Below are 21,414 nucleotides of genomic sequence, written 5' to 3'. Positions count from 1 at the left end.
GGGCACGACCAGACGTGAAGGGGGCCGGCGTGTCCGTCGTGAAGATCAATGTCCTGACCGTGGACCCGGAGATGCGCGAGGAGATCGAGAAGCGCTTCGCCGGGCGCGCGGGGCTGGTGGAGTCCGCCGAGGGCTTCGAGGGCTTCGAGCTGCTGCGCCCGGTGGAGGGCCAGGACCGCTACCTGGTGTACACCAAGTGGCGCAGCGAGGAGGACTTCCAGCGCTGGACGCAGAGCCAGGCGTTCCAGCGCGGGCACGCCGAGGCCGCCAAGGACCGCCCGGCCGGCCACGGCCACGGGCACGGGCACGGCGGGCCGGCCGCGGCGGGCTCCGAGCTGTGGGGCTTCGAAGTCGTCGAGAGCGCCGGCCCCAAGCAGGGCTGACCTGGACCGATGCGGTGGGCGCGGGCGCAGGCCCGCGCCCGCCGCATCGCTCAGCCCTTCACCAGGTCCTGGTAGTCGGGGTGCTTCTCGATCCACTTCTTGACGAACGGGCAGAGCGGCACGACCGGGTCGCCCTTGGCCCGGACATCGTCCAGCGCCCCCCTGGCCAGGGAGCTTCCGATGCCCTTGCCCTCGAAGGCGGGGATGACCTCGGTGTGGGTGAACACGACCGCGCCGTCGCGGCGCTCGTACTCGGCGAATCCGGCGAGGTCGCCGTCCACCCGGATCTCGTAGCGGCCCTGCCCGGCGTTGTCGGTGATCTCGGTGCTCATGCCCCGATCATGCCCGACGCCGCGCGGGTTAGCCCGCCTCGTGGCCGGCGTGCAGGAGGCAGTAGGTCACGGCCTCCTCGAGGGCCTGCCAGGACGCGGCGATGACGTTGTCCTCGACGCCGACCGTCCCCCATTCGCGCTCGCCGTCGGCGGACTCGATCAGCACCCGGGTGCGGGCGTCGGTGCCGTGCGCGCCCTCCAGGATGCGGACCTTGTAGTCGACGAGCTCCAGCCGCGCCAGCTCGGGGTAGAGGCGGCCCAGCGCGATGCGCAGCGCGTTGTCGAGGGCGTTGACGGGGCCGTTGCCCTCGCCGGTCGCGATGATCCGCTCGCCCTTGGCGTGCAGCTTGACGGTGGCCTCGCTGACCATGGAGCCGTCCGGGCGGCGCTCCACGATGGACCGCCACGACTCGACCTCGAAGTGCCGCTGCCGGACGCCGGTCAGCTCCTCGCGCAGCAGCAGCTCGAACGAGGCGTCCGCGGCCTCGAAGGTGTAGCCGGTGGACTCCAGCTCCTTGACCTTGTCCACGACGGCCTTGGCCTTGTCGCCGGACAGGTCGTAGCCGAGCTCGCGGCCCTTGAGCTCGACGGACGCGCGGCCGGCCATGCTGGAGACCAGCATCCGCATGTCGTTGCCGACGGTCGCCGGGTCGATGTGCTGGTAGAGGTCCGGGTCGACCTTGACGGCGGAGGCGTGCAGCCCCGCCTTGTGCGCGAACGCCGACAGGCCCACGTAGGGCTGCTGGGAGCCGGGCGCGACGTTGGTGACCTCCGAGACCGCGTGCGCGATCCGGGTCATCTCGGCCAGCTGCCCGTCCGAGACGAGGTCCATGCCCCGCTTGAGCTGCAGGTTCCCGATGACGGTGAACAGGTTGGCGTTGCCGCTGCGCTCGCCGTAGCCGTTCGCGCAGCCCTGCACGTGGGTGGCGCCGGCCTTGACGGCGGCGAGCGAGTTGGCGACCGCGCAGCCGGAGTCGTCGTGGCAGTGGATGCCGACGCGGACGCCGAGCCCGACGACCTCGTCGACGACGTCGGCCAGCTCGTCCGGCAGCATGCCGCCGTTGGTGTCGCAGAGCGCGACGACGTCCGCGCCCGCCTCGGCGGCGGTGCGGACGGCCTCCAGCGCGTAGGCGCGGTTGGCCTTGTAGCCGTCGAAGAAGTGCTCGGCGTCCAGGAAGACTCGTTGGCCCTCCGCACGCAGGTGGGAGACCGTGTCGCGGATCATCGCGAGGTTCTCCTCCAGTGTCGTGCGGAGGGCCAGCTCGACGTGCCTGTCGTGACTCTTGGCGACCAGGGTCACGACGGACGCGCCGGATTCGCGCAGGGCGGCGACCTGGGGGTCATCGGCCGCCTTCACCCCGGCCCGGCGGGTCGCGCCGAACGCGGTGAGCCGCGCGTGCCTCAGGTCCAGCTCTGTCAGAGCCCGCCTGAAGAATTCGGTGTCCTTGGGATTGGCTCCCGGCCAGCCGCCCTCGATGAAGCCGACGCCCAGGTCGTCGAGGTGGCGCGCGACGGCGAGCTTGTCGGTGACGGAGAGGTTCAGCCCCTCCTGCTGCGAGCCGTCGCGGAGCGTGGTGTCGTAGACGTGGAAGTCGTCGCCTTGCATGGTCGGTTCCCCCAGGGATGGGTGATCAGCGCCAGGACACAAAAAAGACCCCTCACGGACGTGAGAGGTCTGCGCGCCGGCGTTGTCCCGTTAGATGCCGGCGCGCCAGCCGATAATGACGAGGCTGTGGCGCATGATGCGACCCAGTCTGCCACACCCTCCCACGTGCATGGACATTTGTCTCGGATGTTGAGACGGGCGCCGCCGCGCCGGGTCCGCAGAACACGCCGGATCCGGGCTTGAACCGACCTGTCACACCCACGCCGCGAACATCGATCTATTTCACGGCATCAGGGTGCATTGAAGGACAGAAAATGCGAGCCCAAGGTTAAGTAAGGTTTTCGTCGCGTAAATGCGCTTGCGCATTGCCCTGCAAATGACCGAGGATCGCGCTGTCCGCCGGATGAGGGGATTTCCGATGAGCGGTGAACCGGTTCGCGGAACGGTCGCGTCCTGGGACGACGAGAACGGCTGGGGGGTGCTGGTCTCGCCGGACCTCCCCGGCGGGGTCTGGGCGCACTTCTCCGTCGTGCGCACCGAGCCGGGCGGCTTCGCCTCCCTGGATCCCGGTGAGAGCGTGCTGTTCACCTGGGAGGAAGCAGAGCAGGACGGCTACGCCTACCGCGCGCTGGACGTGCGGAGGGCCGGCCGGAACTGAGGATCCCGGCGGCGGACCCGCCACGGCCGCCCGCCGGCTCCGGCGGACGGCGACCATTTCCGAAGGGAATGCCTGGAATGCGCATGCAGAGTTTCGGCCGGACGGCCCTGATCACCGGAACGGCCCTGACAATGGCGCTCGGCACCGTGTCGGCCGCGTCCGCCGCGTCCGCCGCCGGCCGTCCGGAGCGCGCCTCCGCGACGCGCGCGGCTCATTACTTCGTGTTCACGAAACGGCAGCAGGGATTCGCGCACCGGGACCGGATCGGCGCGTTCCACGCGCAGGTGAGGCTCACCGGGCGGTACTCCCGGCAGTACCCGATGCCGTGGTCGTTCCAGATCACGAGCAAGAAGCTGCGGGCGATCGCGCGGGGCCGGGCGGTCTGCACCGCCACCGGCCTGAACGGCCACTACCACGACCGGCACGTGATCCCCGTCGGCTACGTCTGGCACTCCACCGTCAAGCCGCACCGCGTCCGCAAGGTCTACGCCCTGTCGGGCACCTGCACCTTCCCGGTGCAGGTCAACGGCAGGCCCGGGCGGGCCTACGTCGGGTTCGCGTTCCACTACGCGATCAACCCGGACTCGCACGGGGTGAGCCCGAAGACCGCGGGCTCCGCGGTCACCACCACCGTGCGCTTCGGCCGCTGACCTGGCCGCACATGACGGCGCCCGATGGCGCGCACCCGGGGACGGGCGCGCCATCGGGCGCTTCCACGATCAGACGATCTGGTGGACCCAGCCGTAGGGGTCCGGGCGGGTGCCGTACTGGATGCCGACGAGCTCCTGCCGCAGCCTCATGGAGATCTCGCCGGGCTCGCCGTCCCCGATCGTCCACTCCCGGTCGTTGCCCTTGACCCGGCCGACCGGGCTGATGATCGCGGCGGTGCCGCAGCCGAACACCTCGGTGATCTCGCCGGACGCGCAGCCGGCCTGCCACTCGTCGATGCTGATCTTGCCCTCCTCGGCGGGAATGCCGAGGTCGGGGGCGAGCTTGAGCATCGAGTCGCGGGTGACGCCGGCCAGCAGCGTGCCGGTGAGCGACGGGGTGAGCAGCCGGGCCTGCGCGCCGGACCCGTAGACGAACATCAGGTTCATCGAGCCGACCTCCTCGACCCAGCGGTGCTCCACCGCGTCGAGCCAGACGACCTGGTCGCAGCCCTGCTCGACGGCCTCGGCCTGGCCGGCGAAGGACGCGGCGTAGTTGCCGCCGAACTTGGCCTCGCCGGTGCCGCCGGGCGCCGCGCGGGTGTAGTCCTGTGACAGCCACACCGACACCGGCTTGATGCCACGCGGGTAGTACAGCCCGGACGGGGAGGCGATGACCATGAACAGGAACTCGTTCGCCGGGCTGTTCACGCCGAGCGCGCGGGTCGTGGCGAACATGAACGGCCGCAGGTAGAGGCTGTGCCCCTCGGAGTCGGGGACCCACTCCTTGTCGGTGCGGACGAGCAGCTCGACGGCGTCGACGAACAGCTGCTCGGGGATCTCCGGCATGGCCATCCGCTTGGCGGAGCGGTTCATCCGGGCCGCGTTCATGTACGGCCTGAAGGTGACGATCGAGCCGTCCGGCTGCTTGTAGGCCTTGAGGCCCTCGAACAGCTCCTGGGCGTAGTGGAACACCTGGCTGGCCGGGTCCATCGGGATCGGCCCGTAGGGCTCGAGCCTGGCGTCGTGCCAGCCGCGGTCCGCCGAGTACCGGATGGTGACCATGTGGTCGGTGAAGTACCGGCCGAAGCCCGGATCGGCCAGGACGCGTTCGCGCTCGGCGGCCGTCGCGGGCCGCTCGGTCAGCGTGATCTCGAAGTCCAGGGTGTCGCTCATCGCCGTTCGTCCTCTCCCGATCGCCGGTGCGGCTCCATTGCCGCTGCGGCGTCCTTAGTCCCTATTGTCGTACTTCGTTCCTCGACCCCACTCCTCGCACGCGGCGCATACGGAAACCGGGCGCGCCGCGAGGCGCGCCCGGAGTGTCCCTGCTCGTAGCCGGAGAGGCGCGCCCTCAGCCCGATACTCGCTTGGCGATCGCGTCGCCGATCTGGGCGGTCGACCGCGTCCCGAGGGCGCCGCGCTCGGCCAGGTCGTCGGAGACGGCCTGCTCGACGCGGCGGGCGGCGCCGTCCGCGCCGATGTGGTCGAGCAGCATCGCGACCGACAGGATCGTGGCGGTCGGGTCGGCCTTGCCCTGCCCGGCGATGTCGGGGGCGCTGCCGTGCACCGGCTCGAACATCGACGGCGCCGTCCGGTCGGGGTTGACGTTCCCGGACGCGGCGAGCCCGATGCCGCCGGCGATCGCGGCGCCGATGTCGGTGATGATGTCGCCGAACAGGTTGTCGGTGACCACGACGTCGAAGCGCTGCGGCTGGCCGACGAAGAACATGGTGGCCGCGTCGACGTGGCAGTAGTCGGTGCCGACCTGCGGGTACTCCGCGCCGACCCGCTTCAGCGTGCGCTGGTAGAGGTCGCCGGCGAAGGTGAGGACGTTGTCCTTGTGGACCAGTGTCAGCTTCTTGCGGGGGCGCGACGCCGCGACCTCGAACGCGTACCGGACGACCCGCTCGACGCCGAAGGCGGTGTTGACGCTCTCCTGCGTGGCGACCTCGTGCGGGGTGCCCTTGCGCAGGACGCCGCCGACGCCGGTGTAGGGGCCCTCGGTGCCCTCGCGGACGACGACCATGTCGATGTCGTCCGGCGTGACGTCCGCCAGCGGGGTCTTCACGCCCGGGAACAGCTTCACCGGGCGGAGGTTGACGTAGTGGTCGAGCTCGAAGCGGGTCCGCAGCAGCAGCCCGCGCTCCAGCGTCCCGCTCGGCACGCTCGGGTCGCCGACGGCGCCCAGCAGGATGACGTCCTGGCCGCGCAGCTCCTCCAGCACCGAGTCGGGCAGCGTCTCCCCGGTCCGGTGCCAGCGGGCGGCGCCCAGGTCGTAGGAGGTCTGCTCGAACGCGAGGTCGCCGGACGGGGCGACGGCCTCGAGGACCTTCAGTCCCTCGGCGACCACCTCGGGGCCGATCCCGTCACCGGGGATGACGGCCAGACGAATGCTGCGGGAAGCCATGGGCGTACTGTACTGCAAACGTCTCACTGCTTGGGCTTTCATCTCATATCCCGGTACGCGGGTCTCGCCGCCGGCGGCCGGGGCGTCACCTTCGTCACTCTTCGCGGGGTTGACGGGCCGGGTGCGAGAGGAGACGCTCTCCTCGACAAGTTCACATCGAGGCGACGGTGCGCAGGAACCTGGTGCGAATCCAGGACGGTCCCGCCACTGTGACCAGGGAGTCTCCCCCGCTCGACGACCACGACCGGCACGCGCCGGCGGGAAGGTCGGAGGGAGACGGCGATCTGGGAGTCAGGACACTGACCCGTCGTCCTCCCGCAACCGGGGCGAGTGCACCCCGTGAGGAGAACCCGACATGGCCGAGTCCGCCGTACCGTCCGCCGCGTCCCCGCAGGCCGAGCCGTCCCCCGCGCCGCTGCGCCTGCCGATCCGCGACATCGTCCCCTGGGCGGTGCTGGCCGTGGCGCTGGCCGCGATCCTGATCTACTTCGTCGGCGCCGAGCAGGGCGCGACGTCGGTCTTCGGCGGCACCTGGGTGCACGAGTTCACCCACGACGGCCGGCACCTGCTCGGCTTCCCCTGCCACTAGGCCGGGCCGATGATGAGAGCACTGCTTGTCCGCGGGATGCTCGCGGGCCTGGCCGCGGCCGCCCTCGCACTGGTCATCGCCTGGCTGTACGGGGAACCGCAGGTCGGGCACGCCATCGCGTTCGAGGAGGCGAAGGCGCACGCCGAGCACGCCGGGCACGAACCCGAGGTCGTCAGCCGCACCGTGCAGCAGACCGCCGGCCTGATCACCGCGATGGCGGTGTACGGGGTGGCGCTCGGCGGGCTGTTCTCGATCGCGTTCGCCTTCGCGTCCGGGCGGCTCGGACGGCTCGGCGCCCGCGCCACCGCCGCCCTGGTCGCCCTCGCCGGGTTCGTGGCGATCGAGCTGGTGCCGTTCCTGAAGTACCCGGCGACGCCCCCGGCGGTCGGCAACCCGACGACCATCGGCGGCCGGACGGCGCTGTACTTCTGCATGATGGCTCTGGGGGTGCTGGCGACGACCGCGGCGGTGATCGTGTGCCGCCGCCTCGTCCCCCGGCTCGGCGCCTGGAACGCGGTCACGGTGACCGCGATCGGCTACGCCGTCCTGCTGGCGGTCGTGTACCGGCTCACGCCGAAGCCCGACGCGATCCCGGAGCACTTCCCCGCGACGGTCCTGTGGAACTTCCGGATCGCCTCCCTGGGCGTCCAGCTCGTCCTGTGGGCCACGATCGGGCTGCTGTTCGGCTACCTGACGGAACGGGCCGGCGCCCGCCGCCGGTCCCTCGCCCCCGCCTAACCGGAGCGACCGGGCGCCCGGCGGAGACCGCAGTCCCCGCACATCTCCCCGCCGGGCGGGACGCGGTAGTACAGGCAGCAGTTGCGGCGGACGAATCCGCGCGGGCCGAACGCCCCCGCTCCCGCGAGCGGGGGCCGGGCCAGCAGTTCGCGGACGAGGGCGCCGCGGAAGGGGTCGCGCGGGCCGACGTTCAGGCCGCCGGCGAGGGCGGAGGCCGCGTTCCCCCACAGCAGGCCGTCCGCGAGGCGGGAGACGGCCCGCATCGTGGCGCGCAGCGGCTCCAGCTGGCCGGTGACGACCGCGTCGTGGACGAGATCGGCGGCCTCGGCCGGGCCGTCGGCGCGCCATCCGCGCGGGTCGGCGAGCCAGAGGGCGATGGGCGCGCCCGGCGCCCATCGCCAGTGCAGGCCGGACAGGTCGGGCACGATCCCGTGGACCGCCGCCGCGACGACCGGCGACCACAGCCGCGACGCGAGGCCCTGGAACAGGATGGACGCCGCGACGCGCCGTTCGCCGGTGCCGAGCCGCTCGGCGTAGCGGTCGGTGAGGTCGGCGAGCCGGACGGGGTCGCGCTCGGGCAGCGGCCGCCACGTCGGATCGGCCTCCTCGGCCGGATCGGTGGTGATCGCGAAGTACGGCCCGAGGCGCCCGGCGGCGCGCAGGGCCCGCGCGACCTCCTCGGTCCCGGCGGGCAGGGGCGGCGGCATGGGCTTCACCCTGCCATGCCGCCGGTGCCGTGCCGACCGGAGGGCCGTGCCGACCAGAGGGGCGTGCCGACCGGAGCGGCTAGCGGGAGGGGTGGCCGCCGTTGTCGCGGCGGTCCAGGGCCGTCTGCAGGGCCCGGGCCGCCTCTTCGGCGGCGTCGTCGGCGGGCGCGTTGGTCCAGGTGGTGTCGTTCATGATCGCTCCGAATCGCTGAGGCTGGTGCCGGAGGGCCGCCGGGACGCGCGGTTCGCGCGTGTCCGGGCGCGGGATCGGGCTCATGGCCGGGCGGAACCTCCGCAGCGGTGCCGGCCTGCCGATATCAGGCCCCGCTGCGGCAGCGAAGGATTACCGCGAAAAGCCGCATGATTACGAACCACGCTACCCGCCGTCCGGGCGGCTGTCCCGACCCGTGGCGTAAAATCTCAACATATGAGACGCGATCAGGTTCGCGACATGCCACGGGCGGGCGCCGGCACGATCGCCGGACGCCCGCCCGCGGCGGTGTCCCGAGCTGCTCTCGGTACCAGGTGCTCCCGGTCCTAGTCGAGGTCCACGCGGCGGCCCATGTCGGCGCCCACCTCGGCGGTGATCGCGTCCACGAGCTGCGCCGGGATCCCCGAGTCGACGGTCAGCGCGATCAGCGCCTTGCCGCCCTTGGCGTCCCGGCCGACCTGCATGCCGGCGATGTTGACCGCGGCGTCGCCGAGCAGCTTGCCCACCGCGCCGACGATGCCCGGGCGGTCGACGTAGGAGAAGAACGCCATGTGCGCGGTCGGCACCAGCTCCATGTTGTAGCCGTTGATCTCGATGATCCGCTCGGCGTGCTTCGGGCCGGTCAGCGTGCCGGACACCGACACCACCGCGCCGTCGGCCATCGTGCCGCGCACCTGCACCACGTTGCGCCAGTCGGGGCTGTCCTCGCTGGTGGTGAGGGTGACCTCGACGCCGCGGTCGCGGGCCAGCAGCGGCGCGTTGACGAACGTCACCGCCTCCTCGGTCACGTCCACGAACACGCCCTTGAGCGCGGCGAGCTCCAGCACCTTGACGTCGTGCTCGGCGATCTCGCCGCGCACCACCACGTCGAGGCGGACGGGGACCCCGCCGGCCAGCGCGGTGAAGATGCGGCCGAGCTTCTCGGCCAGCGGCAGGCCGGGCTTGACGTCCTCGGCGACCGCGCCGCCCTGGACGTTCACCGCGTCCGGCACGAACTCGCCGGACAGCGCCAGCTTCACCGAGCGGGCGACCTGCGTGCCGGCCTTCTCCTGCGCCTCGTGGGTGCTGGCGCCCAGGTGCGGGGTGACCACGACGTTGTCGTGCACGAACAGCGGGCTGTCGGTGCAGGGCTCGCTGCTGAACACGTCGATGCCGGCGCCGGCGACCCGGCCGTCCTTCAGCGCGAGGTCGAGCGCCTCCTCGTCGACGATCCCGCCGCGCGCGGCGTTGACGATCCGCACGCTCGGCTTGACCTGGTGCAGCTCGCGGTCGCCGACGAGGCCGAGGGTCTCGGGGGTCTTCGGCAGGTGCACGGTGATGAAGTCGCTCTCCTGGAGCAGCTCGTCGAGGGTGACGAGCTTGACGCCGAGCTGGGCGGCCCGCGCGGCCTGCACGTACGGGTCGAAGGCGATCACGTTCATGTCGAACGCGGCGAGGCGCTGGGAGACCAGCACGCCGATGCGGCCGAGGCCGAGCACGCCGACGGTCTTGCCCTGCAGCTCGACGCCGGTGTACCTGGAGCGCTTCCACTCGCCCTGCTTGAGGGCGGCGTGGCCCTGCGGAACGTTCCGCGCGGTGGCCAGCAGCAGCGCGATCGCGTGCTCGGCGGCGGTGACGATGTTGGAGGTCGGCGCGTTGACGACCATGACGCCGGCCTTGGTGGCGGCCTCCACGTCGACGTTGTCGAGGCCGACGCCGGCGCGCGCGACCACGCGCAGCCTCTTGGCGTGCTGGAAGACCTCGGAGGTGACCTTGGTGGCGCTGCGGACGATCAGGGCGTCGACGTCCGCGACGGCGGGCAGCAGCTTGGCCTTGTCGCTGCCGTCGACGTGACGGACCTCGAAGTCGGATTCCAGCACGGCGATGCCGGCCGGGGAGAGCTCTTCTGCGACGAGGACGACGGGCTTGCTCAAGGAAACAGTCCTTCGGGAAGTCGGATGTTCGGCTGATGTGCAGGTGAAGTCGCGAGTCACCTCGTCGTGCCCTCGCCCCCAGCGGCGAGTCTATCCCCCGGCGGGCGGCGGGGTTCGCGGCAGGGAAACACCGGCCGGTAACTCCCCTGTGTCCGCCGTGCCGGGCCCGCCCTTACCCTCCGGAGCCGGTCAGGCCGCGTTCGGCTCGGGGACCGCGGCCAGCACGGCGGCGACCCGCTCGGCCTCGGCGACCCGGACGTGCGGGACGTCCACGAAGACCCGCAGCGGCCCCGCGGGCAGGCCCAGCTCCTCGGCCACCTGGAGCTGGACCTCGCGCAGCGGGATGTAGGCCAGGTAGCCCCGGAAGACGTCCTGCGACCGGAACATCCCGGTCATGATCAGCCGGTAGCCGCGGATGCGGAACGACAGCGCGGTCAGGCACGGCACCGCGGCGGCGTCCTCCCCCGGCAGCGTCAGCGAGATCCACGCGCTGGTCGTCCACGGCCGGGCCCGCAGCAGGCCGACGACCCAGCGCAGCTGGTCGACGCCGTCGAGGTCGCGCAGCCGCGGCCCGTACCGGCCGGTCACCGCGTCCCGGGCGCGCTCCTGGGCGCGGCGCGCGATCCGGTCGCGGTCGCCGTGCTTGAGCAGGATCGGATCCTCCCAGCTCAGCGAGCTGATCTCGAACATCAGCGGGGGCCCCTCGATGATGGGCCCCACGTCCTCCATGCCGGCCACTCCGGCCGCCCATACGTGCCGCAGGACGCCGATCCACGCCCTCCCGCACGTCTCCCAGCGCCGGACGTCGTTGTCTCGCGCCTGCACGTCATCTCTCCGCGCCATTGCCGGCCCGATCACCGCCAATGCGGAACGGGTGTTTTCCTGCCCGCGGCATTGCCGCGCCGGTGATGAATTGCGCCGCGCGCCCGGCCGGCCGCCCCGAGAGGATCCTTGACAGCCTCTCACCACTCATGGACTCGCCCCAACGCCGCTCCGGCGGCGGCCACGTGAGTGTTCGCGCAGGTGCTCCCGCGCCGGCCACGGCCGTCGCGACTTTCTTCAAGTATCCGGCAAGGTGGGCCAAAAGGATAGGTTCTTTTACCCCTCAGGCCATCTCCACCCGCATTCTGACCACCCGGGCGCACAAGGGTCATTGGACAATCTGTCCAAACGATCGGCCGCCTTTACCGCCGGGTGCGGCCGGGCTCCCTCACCAGGGGTCCGGGCCGTCCCGGTGCAGCACGACGTAGCCGTCCCGGCTGAACACCTCCCGGTAGCCGGACGCCGTCAGCTCGGCGACCCGCCGCTGCTGCTCGGCCACCGACGTGAAGGGGAACGTCCGCCGCTGCACGTCCGCGACGACCCAGGGCGCGTTGCGCGGCTGCCAGTCCCACAGCAGGACGCGGGTACGGGCGGTCAGGCCGGGGCCGACGCCGTTGGCGGCCTCCACGAGCGCCCCGTCGGGGACCCTCGCCACCGCCGCCGCGGCGGCCGACGCCCGCTCGTTGCGCCGGTACAGCGCCGGGTCGCCGAGCGCGCCGAAGGCGAAGAACGGCACGGCGACGATCGCCGCCGCCAGCAGGCCGGCCGCCGGAACCCAGGGCGGGCTCAGCCCCTCCCTGAGCCGCCCGCGCAAGCGCACGCGCGCGCGCAGCCGGTCGCTGCGGCGCAGCCGTGCGGCACCGTCCACGGCGGCCAGGACGAGAGCCGCGACGATGAACGCGTTGTAGTGGTAGTGAGGCGCCCACCAGTTGGCGAACCGGTCGGCGAGCATCCGCTCGATCAGCGGCGGCAGGACGACCAGCGTCAGCGGCGAGGCCAGCGGGAGCAGCAGCAGGGGCAGGACGAGGAGCCCCATCATGGCGAGCTTGGCCGGCGGGCTGCCGATCTCCGCGGCGGCGTCCCACGGGTGGGTCAGCGCGTGCACGGCGGCGTGCGGGAGGTCGGGGCCCAGCGAGGTGTAGGCCCAGTAGTAGTCGTTGTCGCCGCCGAAGACGGCGATGGCGACCTTGGAGCACACGGCGGTCGCGACCGCGCCGACCGTCAGGTAGGCCAGGCCCGCGCGCCGCTCGCCGCGGCTGGTCAGCAGGAACAACCCGAACCCCGCCAGTAGCAGCCCCATGTCCTCCTTGACCAGCAGCAGGAGGAACGCGGCGAGCGCCGCCCGGCCGCGCCGCCCGGCGTCGTAGCGCTCGATCATCACCGCCGACAGCAGCGGGACGAACGCGACCTCGTGGAAGTCGAAGGCGAGCGCCTCGGCGATCGGCCAGGACAGCGCGTAGGCGCCCGCCGCGCAGTACCCGGCGCCCGCGCCGAGCCGCCGCTCGGTGAACCGCCAGATCGGCACGATCGCCAGCGCGAACAGCACCCCCTGCGCGACCAGCAGCGTCCCCGGGCCGTCGTGGATCCAGTACAGCGGCGCGAGCACCGCCAGGATCGGCGAGAAATGGTCGCCGAGCACGGAGAAGCCGGGCCCGAACCCGTTGTGGACGCCCTTGACGATCGCCACCGGGGCACCGAAGCGGCTGTAGGACCGGACCGCCTGGTCGAAGATCACCAGGTCGTAGGTGCTGGTCCGGAAGGCGTGCAGGCGCAGCAGCGCGAACGCGGAGTTCAGCACGGCGCTCGCGGCGACCAGCGCGGCGAGCGCCCAGGCCCGCCGCCTCCCGTGCGCCGCCCGGTCCGCTGGAGCGCCGTCCGCCGCCCCCGGCGCCGCCACCGCCTCGACCTCCGCCACGGGCCGGACGCTACCAGCCGCAGGCCCCTGCCCAGGCGCGCGGCGCCGCCGCCGCGGCGGGACCCTCACGCGGGCACCGTCACGCGGCGGCCCTCATGGGGCGGCCCTCATGGGGCGGTGGAACCGGTCAGCGACGCCTCGCAGTGGTCCAGCCAGCGGACCTCGGCCTCCGCCTGGAAGATCATCGACTCCAGGACGAGCCGCCATGCGCGGGCGTCGCGCCGGCCGTCCTCCGCCGGGCCGCCGGGCCCGTCGCCGGCCGCGGCCTTCAGCCGGTCGAGGTCGCGCAGCCCGCGCAGGGTTGCGGCGCGCTGCGTCCGGACGACCTGGCGGACGTCCACGCCGGGGGCGGTGACGGCCATCGCCAGCTTGATCGCCAGCTCGTCGCGGGGCCGGTCGGCGCGGGCCAGCGGGGTCGCGAACCAGCGGCGCGCGTCCGCCTCGCCGGCCGGGGTGATCCGGTAGACGAACCGGCCCTCGCCGTCGGCGCCGTCGCGGACCACCAGCTCGTCGCGCTCCAGGCGGGCCAGCGTGGAGTACACCTGCCCGATGTTGAGCGGCCACGACGCCCCCGTGGACGCCTCGAACTCGGCGCGCAGCTGGTAGCCGTAGCGCGGGCCCCGGGCGAGCAGCGCCAGCAGGCCGTGACGGATGGACATGATCACCGAGTATGCATACCCGGTATGCGCAGCGCAATACCGAGTATGCATCCCGGAGGACACGCTACCGGAATTTCACTGTGCGCAGCCACCGCGCGCCTTACCGTGACGATGTCCCCGGCCGATCAGGAGAGAAGCGTGACCTCGGACAGCACGATCAGCGTCCTGCGCGACGTCCTGCGCGTCTACGACCACCGGTACCTCGACCTCGACCGCCGGCAGCGGGACCGCCTCGTCGACGGCACCCGCCGGGTCATCGGCGAGGAGGGCCTGAGCGACGCCGCCCGCGCCGCGCTGCCCGCCGCCGACCGGCTGCGCGCGTTCTGCATCCAGTACGGCCTGCGGGAGGAGCTGGAGCGGCTGATCCGCGACGAGGTGGAGGGCAGCCCGGCGGGCGCCGTCGTGGTCGGCGGCCGGATCTACGCGATGTACCCCTACCTGCGCGGCGTCCCCCGGCAGGACGCCGACATCACCACCGAGGTCGGCGTCGAGCACCGCCTCGACGCGGTGTCCTGGCAGGGCAAGAGGGTCCGCGTTCGCGGCACCGCGCTGCTGGAGCGCGTCGAGACCAACCGGACGGCCGTGGACGTCATCCTGCGCGAGCGGACGACCGGCAAGGAGCACGTCTTCCCCGCCGGCGCGCGCCCCGCCGCGGACACGGGGACCGGCGGCTTCGAGGCGTTCGCCGACCCGTCCGGCGTCGAACCGGGCCGCTGGGACGTGCACGTCGCCGCGACCGCCCACGGCGTGACCCGCGAGGCCCGCTTCGGCTCCCGCCGCGCCGACGGCCTCAAGACCGCGCCGCAGCGGCGTTCCGTAGGCCCGCACCACGTCTCGGTCTACTTCACCAAGGGCGGCCACCTGGCACTGGTGATCCGGGAGGACGCCGGCGCCGCGCCCCTGCGCGCCCGCATCCGCCGCCGCCTCTCCCGCCGCGGCGCACCCCGCTGAAACACCGACGGGGGCGAGCACCGCGCGCCCGCCCCCGTCCAGAACCCTGCCGTCGCTGGAGCTCCGCTCCAGGCGTCGGTCAGTCGTTCAGCCAGCTCATCATCGGGCGGAGTTCCGCGCCGGTCTTCTCGACCGGGTGCTCGGCGAGCTGCTCGCGGTACTTGCCGAACTGGGCCTGGCCGCCCTCGAACTCCTCCACCAGCTCCTTGGCGTACTCGCCGGACTGGATCTCGCCGAGGATCTTCTTCATCGCGGCCTTGGTCTCCGGCGTGATCACGCGCGGGCCGCGGCTGTAGCCGCCGTACTCGGCGTTGTCGGACACCGACCAGTACATCTTGGAGATGCCGCCCTCGTACATCAGGTCGACGATCAGCTTCAGCTCGTGCAGCACCTCGAAGTAGGCCACCTCCGGCTGATAGCCGGCCTCGGTCAGCACCTCGAAACCGGCCTTGACCAGCTCGGACGCGCCGCCGCACAGCACGGCCTGCTCGCCGAACAGGTCGGTCTCGGTCTCCTCGGTGAAGGTGGTCTTGATACCGCCCGCGCGCAGCCCGCCGATGCCCTTGGCGTACGACAGCGCCAGCGGCCAGGCGTTGCCCGTCGGGTCCTTCTCCACCGCGACGATCACCGGGACGCCGCGGCCCGCGACGAACTGGCGGCGGACGAGGTGGCCCGGGCCCTTCGGCGCGACCATCGCCACGTCCACGCCCTCCGGCGGCTGGACGAGGCCGTACCGGATGCTGAACCCGTGGCCGAAGAACAGCGCGTCGCCCTCGACGAGGGCCGGCTTGATGTCCTTCTCGAAGATCTCGCGGTGGTGGTGGTCGGGGGCCAGCAGCATGACGAGGTCGGCCTCCTCGGCCGCCTCCGCCGGGGTGACCACGCGCAGGCCCTCGGCCTCGGCCTTCTCCCGGCTGGCCGACCCCTCGCGGAGCCCGACCCGCACGTCGACGCCGGAGTCGCGCAGCGACAGGGCGTGCGCGTGCCCCTGGCTGCCGTACCCGATGATCGCGACGTGCCGGCCCTGGATCACGCTCAGGTCGGCGGCGTCGTCGTAGAACATCTCAGCCACAGTGCTGTTGCCTTTCTTCGATGTGTTTTCCGGTTCAGGCGCTGCGTTCGATGGCGCGCAGCGAGCGGTCGGTGATGGACCGGGCGCCGCGTCCGATGGCCACCATGCCGGACTGGACCAGCTCCTTGATGCCGAACGGCTCCAGCACCTTGATGAAGGCGTCGAGCTTGTCGCGGTTGCCGGTGGCCTCGATCGTGACCGCGTCGGGCGCCACGTCCACCACCTTGGCACGGAACAGCGTGACGGTCTCCAGGACCTGGGAGCGGGTCTCGGCGTCCGCGCGGACCTTGACCAGGACCAGCTCGCGCTGCACCGACGCCGTCGGCTCCAGCTCGACGATCTTCAGCACGTTGATCAGCTTGTTCAGCTGCTTGGTCACCTGCTCCAGCGGCAGCTCGGCGACGTTGACCACGATCGTCATCCGGGAGATGTCCGGGTGCTCGGTGGTGCCGACCGCGAGGGACTCGATGTTGAAGCCGCGGCGCGAGAACAGGGCCGCGACCCGCGCCAGGATGCCCGGCTTGTTCTCCACCAGGACCGAGAGGGTGTGCGAGGTCATCGCGGTCAGTCTCCGTTCTCCCACTCGGGAGCCATGTCCCGCGCGATCTTGATGTCGTCGTTGGTGGTGCCGGCGGCGACCATCGGCCAGACCATCGCGTCCTTGTGGACCACGAAGTCGATCACGACGGGGGCGTCGTCGATCTCCATCGCCTTGGCGATGACCGCGTCCACGTCCTCGGCCTTCTCGCAGCGCAGGCCCACGCAGCCGTAGGCCTCGGCGAGCTTGACGAAGTCGGGGATGCGCTTGGCCGCGTGCTCGGCGCGGGGCTGCAGGCCGGTGTTGGAGTACCGGCCGTCGTAGAACAGCGTCTGCCACTGCCGGACCATGCCGAGGTTACCGTTGTTGATCACGGCGACCTTGACCGGGATGCCCTCGATCGCGCAGGTGGCCAGCTCCTGGTTGGTCATCTGGAAGCAGCCGTCGCCGTCGATCGCCCAGACCGTGGTGTCCGGCGCGCCGACCTTGGCGCCCATCGCCGCCGGGACCGAGTACCCCATCGTCCCGGCGCCGCCGGAGTTCAGGAACGCGCCCGGCCGCTCGTACTTGATGAACTGCGCCGCCCACATCTGGTGCTGGCCGACGCCCGCGACGTAGTACGCCTCCGGGCCGGCGATCTTCCCGATCCGCTCGATGACGTACTGCGGGGACAGCGTGCCGTCCTCGGGGGCGTCGTAGCCCAGCGGGTAGGTGTCGCGCCAGGCGTTGAGCTGGCGCCACCAGTCCTCGTAGTTCCCCCGGTGGCCGTTCTCGTGCTCGTTCTGCACCGCGACGATCAGGTCGGCGATGACCTCCCGGGCGTCGCCGACGATCGGGACGTCCGCGTGCCGGTTCTTGGAGATCTCCGCCGGGTCGATGTCGGCGTGCACGACCTTGGCGTGCGGGGCGAACCCGTCGAGCTTGCCGGTGACCCGGTCGTCGAACCGGGCGCCGAGCGCGACCAGCAGGTCGGCGCGCTGCAGCGCGCCGACCGCGCCGACGCTGCCGTGCATGCCCGGCATGCCCATGTGCAGCGGGTGGCTGTCGGGCAGCGCGCCCTTGGCCATCAGCGTGGTGACGACGGGCGCGCCGGTCAGCTCGGCGAGGACCTTCAGCTCGGCGGCCGCGCCGGCCTTCAGCACGCCGCCGCCGACGTACAGCACCGGGCGCTCCGCCCCGGCGATCAGCCGGGCCGCCTCGCGGACCTGCTTGGAGTGCGGCCGGGTGACGGGACGGTACCCGGGGAGCTGCATCTGGACGGGCCACTGGAAGTCGACCGTGGCCTGCATGGCGTCCTTGGCGATGTCGACCAGGACCGGGCCGGGGCGGCCGGTGCCGGCGATGTGGAACGCCTCGGCGATGGTGCGGGCGATGTCCTCGGCCTTGGTGACCAGGAAGTTGTGCTTGGTGATCGGCATCGTGATGCCGGCGATGTCGGCCTCCTGGAAGCCGTCCGTCCCGATGAGGGAGGTCGCCACCTGCCCGGTGATCGCCACCATCGGCACCGAGTCCATGTAGGCGTCGGAGATCGCGGTGACCAGGTTGGTGGCGCCGGGGCCGGAGGTGGCCATGCAGACCCCCACCTTGCCGGTGACCATCGCGTAGCCCTGCGCGGCGTGGCCGGCGCCCTGCTCGTGCCGGACGAGGATGTGGCGCAGCTTGTTCGAGTCGAACAGCGGGTCGTAGGCCGGGAGGATCGCGCCCCCCGGGATGCCGAACACGGTGTCGACGCCGACGTTCTCCAGGGCGCGGACCAGCGCCTGGGCTCCCGTCATCTGTTCGGTCGTCATGATCTGAGTGTCCTTGGGAGAGAAGGTCTGGGCTCGCCGGGGCAACAAAAAACCCCCGCCGCCGGAAGCGGTCGAGGGGAGGCGCGCAGGTCGGTGAGCTTGGTCAGCCTGCGCGCCGACCAAGTACTACGAGGATGCCGCTGATGGTGTTCTGCACGGAGCCACTTTCGCCGAGATCCGGCCCACCGTCAAATCCGTGGACAATAAATCTCGCCATATGAGACGGCAAAGCGCGCGAGGTCAGCCCGGCAGCGGCAGCGGGAGATCGCCGGAAAGATCCTGCGCGGCGAGGTTCGTGCGGACCAGCGACTCCACCCGCCCGGCCGCCATCGGCCGCGCCACCAGGAACCCCTGCCCGCGCGGGCAGTCCATCGCGCGCAGCAGTTCCAGCTGCTCGGGCCGCTCGATGCCCTCCGCCACCACGGTCAGCCCGAGGTCGCGGCCCAGCCGGACGATCGTCCGGGTCAGCAGCGACAGCGTCTCGTCCGAGCCGAGGCCCGCCACGAACGACGGGTCGATCTTGATGACGTCCACCGGGAGCTGGCCGAGGTAGGCCAGCGACGCGTACCCGGTGCCGAAGTCGTCGATCGCCAGGCGCACGCCGAGGTCGCGCAGCTCCGACAGCCGCGCCACGTTCTGCCCGCCGTCCTCGACGAGCACCTCCTCGCGCACCTCCAGCGTCAGCGCCTGCGGCGGCAGGCCCGTCTCCTCCAGCGCCGCCGCGACCGACTCCACGAACCGGGGCGCGGCGATCTGCCGGGCGGTGAAGTTCACCGACAGGCCCACGTCCCAGGAGTCGCGGCGCCAGCGCGCCACCTCGCGGCACGCCTCCCGCAGCACCCAGTCGCCGAGCGGGATCATCAGCCCCGACTCCTCCGCCGGGCCGATGAACTCCTCCGGCGGCACCGACTCGCTCCCCCGCCACCAGCGCAGCAGCGCCTCCACCCCGGTCACCCGGGACGTCGCGAGGTCCACCACCGGCTGGAACTCCACGGCGAACTGCTCCTCGGCCAGCGCCCGCTGCAGGTCGCTGCCGAGCTCCAGCCGCCGCACCACGTCGGCGTGCATGTGCGGCGCGAAGACCTCGACGCGCCCGCCGCCGAGCTCCTTCGCCCGCGCCATCGCCAGGTCGCCGTTGCGGATCAGGTCGGCGGCGGTGCGGCGCAGCCGGCGGCCCGCGTCCGCGCCCCGGGCCTTCACCGGGTCCGCCGGCGCCTCCTCGTCCCCGGCGAACGCGATCCCGACGCTCGCCGTCAGCACGATCTGCTTGCTGCCCACCTGGTACGGGTCGACCGACAGCACCCGCAGCAGCCGCCCCGCCAGTTCCACCGCCGCGCGGGTCTCCCGGTCGTCGGACGGCAGCTGCACCAGCACCGCGAACTCGTCGCCGCCCCACCGCGCCACCGTGTCGTCGGCCTGCACGTTGGCGCGCAGCCGCCGCGCCGCCTGCGCCAGCACCTGGTCGCCCGCCGCGTGTCCCGCCGAGTCGTTGACGTCGGTGAACCCGTCCATGTCGACGAACACCACCGCGACCCGGCCGCCCGGCCGCTGCTGCGCCAGCACCTCCCGCGTCCGCTCCTCGAAGTAGGACCGGTTCGGCAGGCCCGTCAGCCCGTCGTGGAACGTCAGGTGCGCGACCTGCCGCTGCAGCGCCGCCTGCTCGCTCAGGTCGCGGGTGGTGACCAGCAGCCGTCCCGGCGCCTCGCCCGTCCCCGCGTACCGGGAGATCGTCGACTCGGTCGGCAGCCACGTGCCGTCCGCCGCGCGCACCCGGCACGACACCCGCAGCGACCCGGTGGCGCCCGGACGGTCCGCGCCGGCGGCGTCCTCCTCGTCGAGGAACTCGGTGAACGCCTCCTGCACGCGCGGCAGGTCCTCCGGGTGGATGATCTCGTGCAGCGGCCGCCCGAGCAGCTCCTCGGGCGTGTAGTGGTAGGTGCGCAGCGCGCCCGCGCTCGCGTACTGGACGGTCGCGTCGAGGTCGCAGATGAGCACCGCGTCGTTGCTGCTCTCCGACAGCGCCCGGAAGTGCTCCTCGCCGGTCTCCACGGCGCGGCGCAGCCGGTCGTTCTCCCGCAGCAGCCCGGCCAGCCGCGCGAGCAGCACCAGCGCCGCCGAGCCCGCCACGATCGACACCACCGGCTCGAGCCCGTTGTCGCCGGTCAGCGAGTGCCCGGCGACGAACAGTGAGGCCGTCGCCGCGACCGCCGCCGGCGCCAGCCCCGGGCCGGTCATCCGGCCGCGCTCCTCCCGCTCCGGCGCCGCGTCCGCCGGGACGCCGTCGGGGATGTCGTCGGACGGGCCGTCCGACGCCGCCTCGGGCGCGGGGCCCGTCCAGGGGACCAGCAGGAGCAGCAGCAGCCCGGCCAGCCGCAGGATGTCGGACGGGTCGTCGGACGGCCCGCGGCCGTCCAGCCGGACGAACGTCGTCACCACGTCGGCGGTCGCGAACGCCGCCAGCGCCCCGAACCCCATCCACGCCAGCCGCCGGTGGCCGCGCGCCGCGCCGAGCGCGAACGGCAGCGCCCCGCACACCAGCACCACGTCGATCAGCGGGTACAGCAGCTCCAGCAGGTACTCCGACGCCGACTCGCCCGACTGGTGGTACAGCGAGCCGAAGATCGCGACCCAGCCGAGCACGAACACCGCGCACGCGCACACGTAGGTGTCGGCCAGGTAGCGCAGCCACATCCCGACGTCGCGCGACAGCCGCACCGGCACGATCAGGCCGATGACCAGCGCCACCACGGCCAGCAGGTAGAACAGGTCCGGAACCGACAGCGACAGCGCGCTGCGCGAGACGTTGTCGGCGACCGCGCTGCCGACCGCGCCCGCGAACCATCCGGCCGCGGCCACCCCGTACCAGCGCCACGACGCCCGCCAGATCCCGCCCGAGGACACCCGCCGGATGATCCCGGCGTCGCCGGCGTCCGCCGCGGCGCCCTTCGGCCGCCCGGCCGACATCAGCAGCGAGACCGCGGCGGCGCCCGCGGCGACCGCCTCGGTCCAGGCGATGAAGGCCGTGCCGCCCCAGCCCAGCAGCGACCCGGTGGCGTACAGCACGCCGACGGTCGCGGCCATGGCGACCGGCACCGCCCGCGGCGGCATCCGCCTGGCGTTCTCGCCGCTCATCGCGCCGTGTCCCTTCCTGCCCCGCGGGGAGCTGACGGTCCCTCGCGGACGCGGCGGCGTGCCAGAGGGGACGTGGGTCCGGAGACCTCACCGGTCGCAGGGATAACGCCCGGAGGGTCGTGGATCGTGCCCCGCGCAGGGTCGGCGCGAGGCGGCGAGCGCATCGGCTGCGCCGGCCGGAGATCAGCGACGTTGCTGCACTGCGGGATCACCGTGATGCTCAATGTACGTTCCGTAGGTCACGGACCGATTGAGACCGGGCGTCCTCATGGCGACGAACCGCCATGTCGGCGATCCGTTTGGGACGGCCGAAACGTGATCGTCACCGAATCGGCGCCTTGCCC

The 21,414-nt window shown here is 72.4% G+C and carries 19 protein-coding genes and 1 riboswitch; of the genes, 6 read left to right on the top strand and 13 right to left on the bottom strand.

What is annotated here, in order from left to right; translation table 11 throughout:
• Positions 1–29 precede the first annotated feature (29 nt).
• Complete coding sequence (locus tag ABD296_RS22225) at positions 30–383, top strand: antibiotic biosynthesis monooxygenase family protein (RefSeq protein WP_344270163.1); 354 nt, start codon at positions 30–32, stop codon at positions 381–383.
• Between the two features lie 50 nt (positions 384–433).
• On the opposite strand, the gene ABD296_RS22220 is transcribed toward ABD296_RS22225, so the two are convergent.
• On the bottom strand, positions 434–715 hold the full coding sequence (locus ABD296_RS22220; protein ID WP_344270160.1) for a GNAT family N-acetyltransferase: 282 nt from the start codon (positions 713–715) through the stop codon (positions 434–436).
• Between the two features lie 28 nt (positions 716–743).
• Positions 744–2,321 carry a citramalate synthase gene (gene cimA, locus ABD296_RS22215; RefSeq protein WP_344270158.1) on the bottom strand — a complete coding sequence of 526 codons (1,578 nt, stop codon included), beginning with the start codon at positions 2,319–2,321 and terminating at the stop codon, positions 744–746.
• A 418-nt stretch (positions 2,322–2,739) separates the two neighbouring features.
• On the opposite strand from cimA, the gene ABD296_RS22210 reads away from it, so the two are divergent.
• The gene (locus ABD296_RS22210) at positions 2,740–2,979 is read left to right on the top strand and encodes a cold-shock protein (RefSeq protein WP_344270156.1); all 240 of its coding nucleotides are present in this window, start codon (positions 2,740–2,742) and stop codon (positions 2,977–2,979) included.
• Between the two features lie 77 nt (positions 2,980–3,056).
• On the top strand, positions 3,057–3,629 hold the full coding sequence (locus ABD296_RS22205; RefSeq protein WP_344270153.1) for a hypothetical protein: 573 nt from the start codon (positions 3,057–3,059) through the stop codon (positions 3,627–3,629).
• A gap of 69 nt (positions 3,630–3,698) precedes the next feature.
• Here the strand turns inward: ABD296_RS22205 and ABD296_RS22200 are convergent, their stop codons facing one another.
• Both ABD296_RS22200 and ABD296_RS22195 read right to left on the bottom strand, forming a co-directional pair.
• Entirely contained in the window at positions 3,699–4,802 is a 1,104-nt protein-coding gene (locus ABD296_RS22200) for a branched-chain amino acid aminotransferase (protein WP_344270150.1), read from the bottom strand.
• Positions 4,803–4,977: 175 nt separating this feature from the next.
• Entirely contained in the window at positions 4,978–6,033 is a 1,056-nt protein-coding gene (locus ABD296_RS22195; protein ID WP_344270148.1) for a 3-isopropylmalate dehydrogenase, read from the bottom strand.
• Positions 6,034–6,163: 130 nt separating this feature from the next.
• A riboswitch (cobalamin riboswitch) is annotated at positions 6,164–6,355 on the top strand.
• Positions 6,356–6,388: 33 nt separating this feature from the next.
• On the opposite strand from ABD296_RS22195, the gene ABD296_RS22190 reads away from it, so the two are divergent.
• Positions 6,389–6,622: a CbtB domain-containing protein gene (locus ABD296_RS22190; RefSeq protein ID WP_344270146.1), complete on the top strand. Its 234-nt coding sequence runs from the start codon at positions 6,389–6,391 to the stop codon at positions 6,620–6,622.
• Between the two features lie 9 nt (positions 6,623–6,631).
• On the top strand, positions 6,632–7,360 hold the full coding sequence (locus ABD296_RS22185; protein WP_344270143.1) for a CbtA family protein: 729 nt from the start codon (positions 6,632–6,634) through the stop codon (positions 7,358–7,360).
• Here the strand turns inward: ABD296_RS22185 and ABD296_RS22180 are convergent.
• The 5 genes from ABD296_RS22180 to ABD296_RS22160 all read right to left on the bottom strand — a co-directional run bounded on the left by ABD296_RS22180 (position 7,357) and on the right by ABD296_RS22160 (position 13,587).
• Complete coding sequence (locus ABD296_RS22180) at positions 7,357–8,067, bottom strand: (2Fe-2S)-binding protein (RefSeq protein WP_344270141.1); 711 nt, start codon at positions 8,065–8,067, stop codon at positions 7,357–7,359. The genes ABD296_RS22185 and ABD296_RS22180 overlap by 4 nt on opposite strands.
• 537 nt (positions 8,068–8,604) lie before the next feature.
• Positions 8,605–10,191 carry a phosphoglycerate dehydrogenase gene (gene serA / locus ABD296_RS22175; RefSeq protein WP_344270139.1) on the bottom strand — a complete coding sequence of 529 codons (1,587 nt, stop codon included), beginning with the start codon at positions 10,189–10,191 and terminating at the stop codon, positions 8,605–8,607.
• A 189-nt stretch (positions 10,192–10,380) separates the two neighbouring features.
• Positions 10,381–11,016 carry a thymidylate synthase family protein gene (locus tag ABD296_RS22170; protein WP_344270137.1) on the bottom strand — a complete coding sequence of 212 codons (636 nt, stop codon included), beginning with the start codon at positions 11,014–11,016 and terminating at the stop codon, positions 10,381–10,383.
• Between the two features lie 385 nt (positions 11,017–11,401).
• Positions 11,402–12,928, bottom strand: a complete 1,527-nt coding sequence (locus ABD296_RS22165) for a DUF2079 domain-containing protein (protein WP_344270135.1) — start codon at positions 12,926–12,928, stop codon at positions 11,402–11,404.
• 107 nt (positions 12,929–13,035) lie between these two features.
• Positions 13,036–13,587 carry a PadR family transcriptional regulator gene (locus ABD296_RS22160; protein WP_344270133.1) on the bottom strand — a complete coding sequence of 184 codons (552 nt, stop codon included), beginning with the start codon at positions 13,585–13,587 and terminating at the stop codon, positions 13,036–13,038.
• 138 nt (positions 13,588–13,725) lie between these two features.
• On the opposite strand from ABD296_RS22160, the gene ABD296_RS22155 reads away from it, so the two are divergent.
• Positions 13,726–14,538: a hypothetical protein gene (locus ABD296_RS22155; RefSeq protein WP_344270131.1), complete on the top strand. Its 813-nt coding sequence runs from the start codon at positions 13,726–13,728 to the stop codon at positions 14,536–14,538.
• Between the two features lie 79 nt (positions 14,539–14,617).
• Here ABD296_RS22155 and ilvC read toward each other — a convergent pair whose 3' ends face one another.
• From ilvC to ABD296_RS22135, 4 genes are all read right to left on the bottom strand, one after another.
• The gene (gene ilvC / locus ABD296_RS22150) at positions 14,618–15,601 is read right to left on the bottom strand and encodes a ketol-acid reductoisomerase (protein WP_344270129.1); all 984 of its coding nucleotides are present in this window, start codon (positions 15,599–15,601) and stop codon (positions 14,618–14,620) included.
• A 43-nt stretch (positions 15,602–15,644) separates the two neighbouring features.
• Complete coding sequence (ilvN, locus tag ABD296_RS22145) at positions 15,645–16,169, bottom strand: acetolactate synthase small subunit (RefSeq protein WP_344270127.1); 525 nt, start codon at positions 16,167–16,169, stop codon at positions 15,645–15,647.
• A 5-nt stretch (positions 16,170–16,174) separates the two neighbouring features.
• Complete coding sequence (locus tag ABD296_RS22140; RefSeq protein ID WP_344270125.1) at positions 16,175–17,983, bottom strand: acetolactate synthase large subunit; 1,809 nt, start codon at positions 17,981–17,983, stop codon at positions 16,175–16,177.
• A gap of 195 nt (positions 17,984–18,178) precedes the next feature.
• Positions 18,179–21,070: a putative bifunctional diguanylate cyclase/phosphodiesterase gene (locus ABD296_RS22135; protein ID WP_344270123.1), complete on the bottom strand. Its 2,892-nt coding sequence runs from the start codon at positions 21,068–21,070 to the stop codon at positions 18,179–18,181.
• Positions 21,071–21,414 lie beyond the last annotated feature (344 nt).

This window comes from Actinomadura napierensis (genome assembly GCF_039529375.1).
Lineage (GTDB): Bacteria > Actinomycetota > Actinomycetes > Streptosporangiales > Streptosporangiaceae > Spirillospora > Spirillospora napierensis.
Note: the sequence above shows the minus strand (reverse complement) of the source record. Positions and strands in the feature narration are given on the sequence as shown.

Coding starts and splice junctions, on each gene's coding strand:
- ABD296_RS22190 (WP_344270146.1), top strand. CDS start 6,389: ATGGCCGAGTCCGCCGTACCGTCCGCCGCGTCCCCGCAGGCCGAGCCG.
- ABD296_RS22135 (WP_344270123.1), bottom strand. CDS start 21,070: ATGAGCGGCGAGAACGCCAGGCGGATGCCGCCGCGGGCGGTGCCGGTC.
- ABD296_RS22220 (WP_344270160.1), bottom strand. CDS start 715: ATGAGCACCGAGATCACCGACAACGCCGGGCAGGGCCGCTACGAGATC.
- ABD296_RS22200 (WP_344270150.1), bottom strand. CDS start 4,802: ATGAGCGACACCCTGGACTTCGAGATCACGCTGACCGAGCGGCCCGCG.
- cimA (WP_344270158.1), bottom strand. CDS start 2,321: ATGCAAGGCGACGACTTCCACGTCTACGACACCACGCTCCGCGACGGC.
- ABD296_RS22205 (WP_344270153.1), top strand. CDS start 3,057: ATGCGCATGCAGAGTTTCGGCCGGACGGCCCTGATCACCGGAACGGCC.
- ilvN (WP_344270127.1), bottom strand. CDS start 16,169: ATGACCTCGCACACCCTCTCGGTCCTGGTGGAGAACAAGCCGGGCATC.
- ABD296_RS22160 (WP_344270133.1), bottom strand. CDS start 13,587: ATGTCCATCCGTCACGGCCTGCTGGCGCTGCTCGCCCGGGGCCCGCGC.
- ABD296_RS22180 (WP_344270141.1), bottom strand. CDS start 8,067: ATGCCGCCGCCCCTGCCCGCCGGGACCGAGGAGGTCGCGCGGGCCCTG.
- ABD296_RS22195 (WP_344270148.1), bottom strand. CDS start 6,033: ATGGCTTCCCGCAGCATTCGTCTGGCCGTCATCCCCGGTGACGGGATC.
- ABD296_RS22210 (WP_344270156.1), top strand. CDS start 2,740: ATGAGCGGTGAACCGGTTCGCGGAACGGTCGCGTCCTGGGACGACGAG.
- ABD296_RS22185 (WP_344270143.1), top strand. CDS start 6,632: ATGATGAGAGCACTGCTTGTCCGCGGGATGCTCGCGGGCCTGGCCGCG.
- ilvC (WP_344270129.1), bottom strand. CDS start 15,601: ATGTTCTACGACGACGCCGCCGACCTGAGCGTGATCCAGGGCCGGCAC.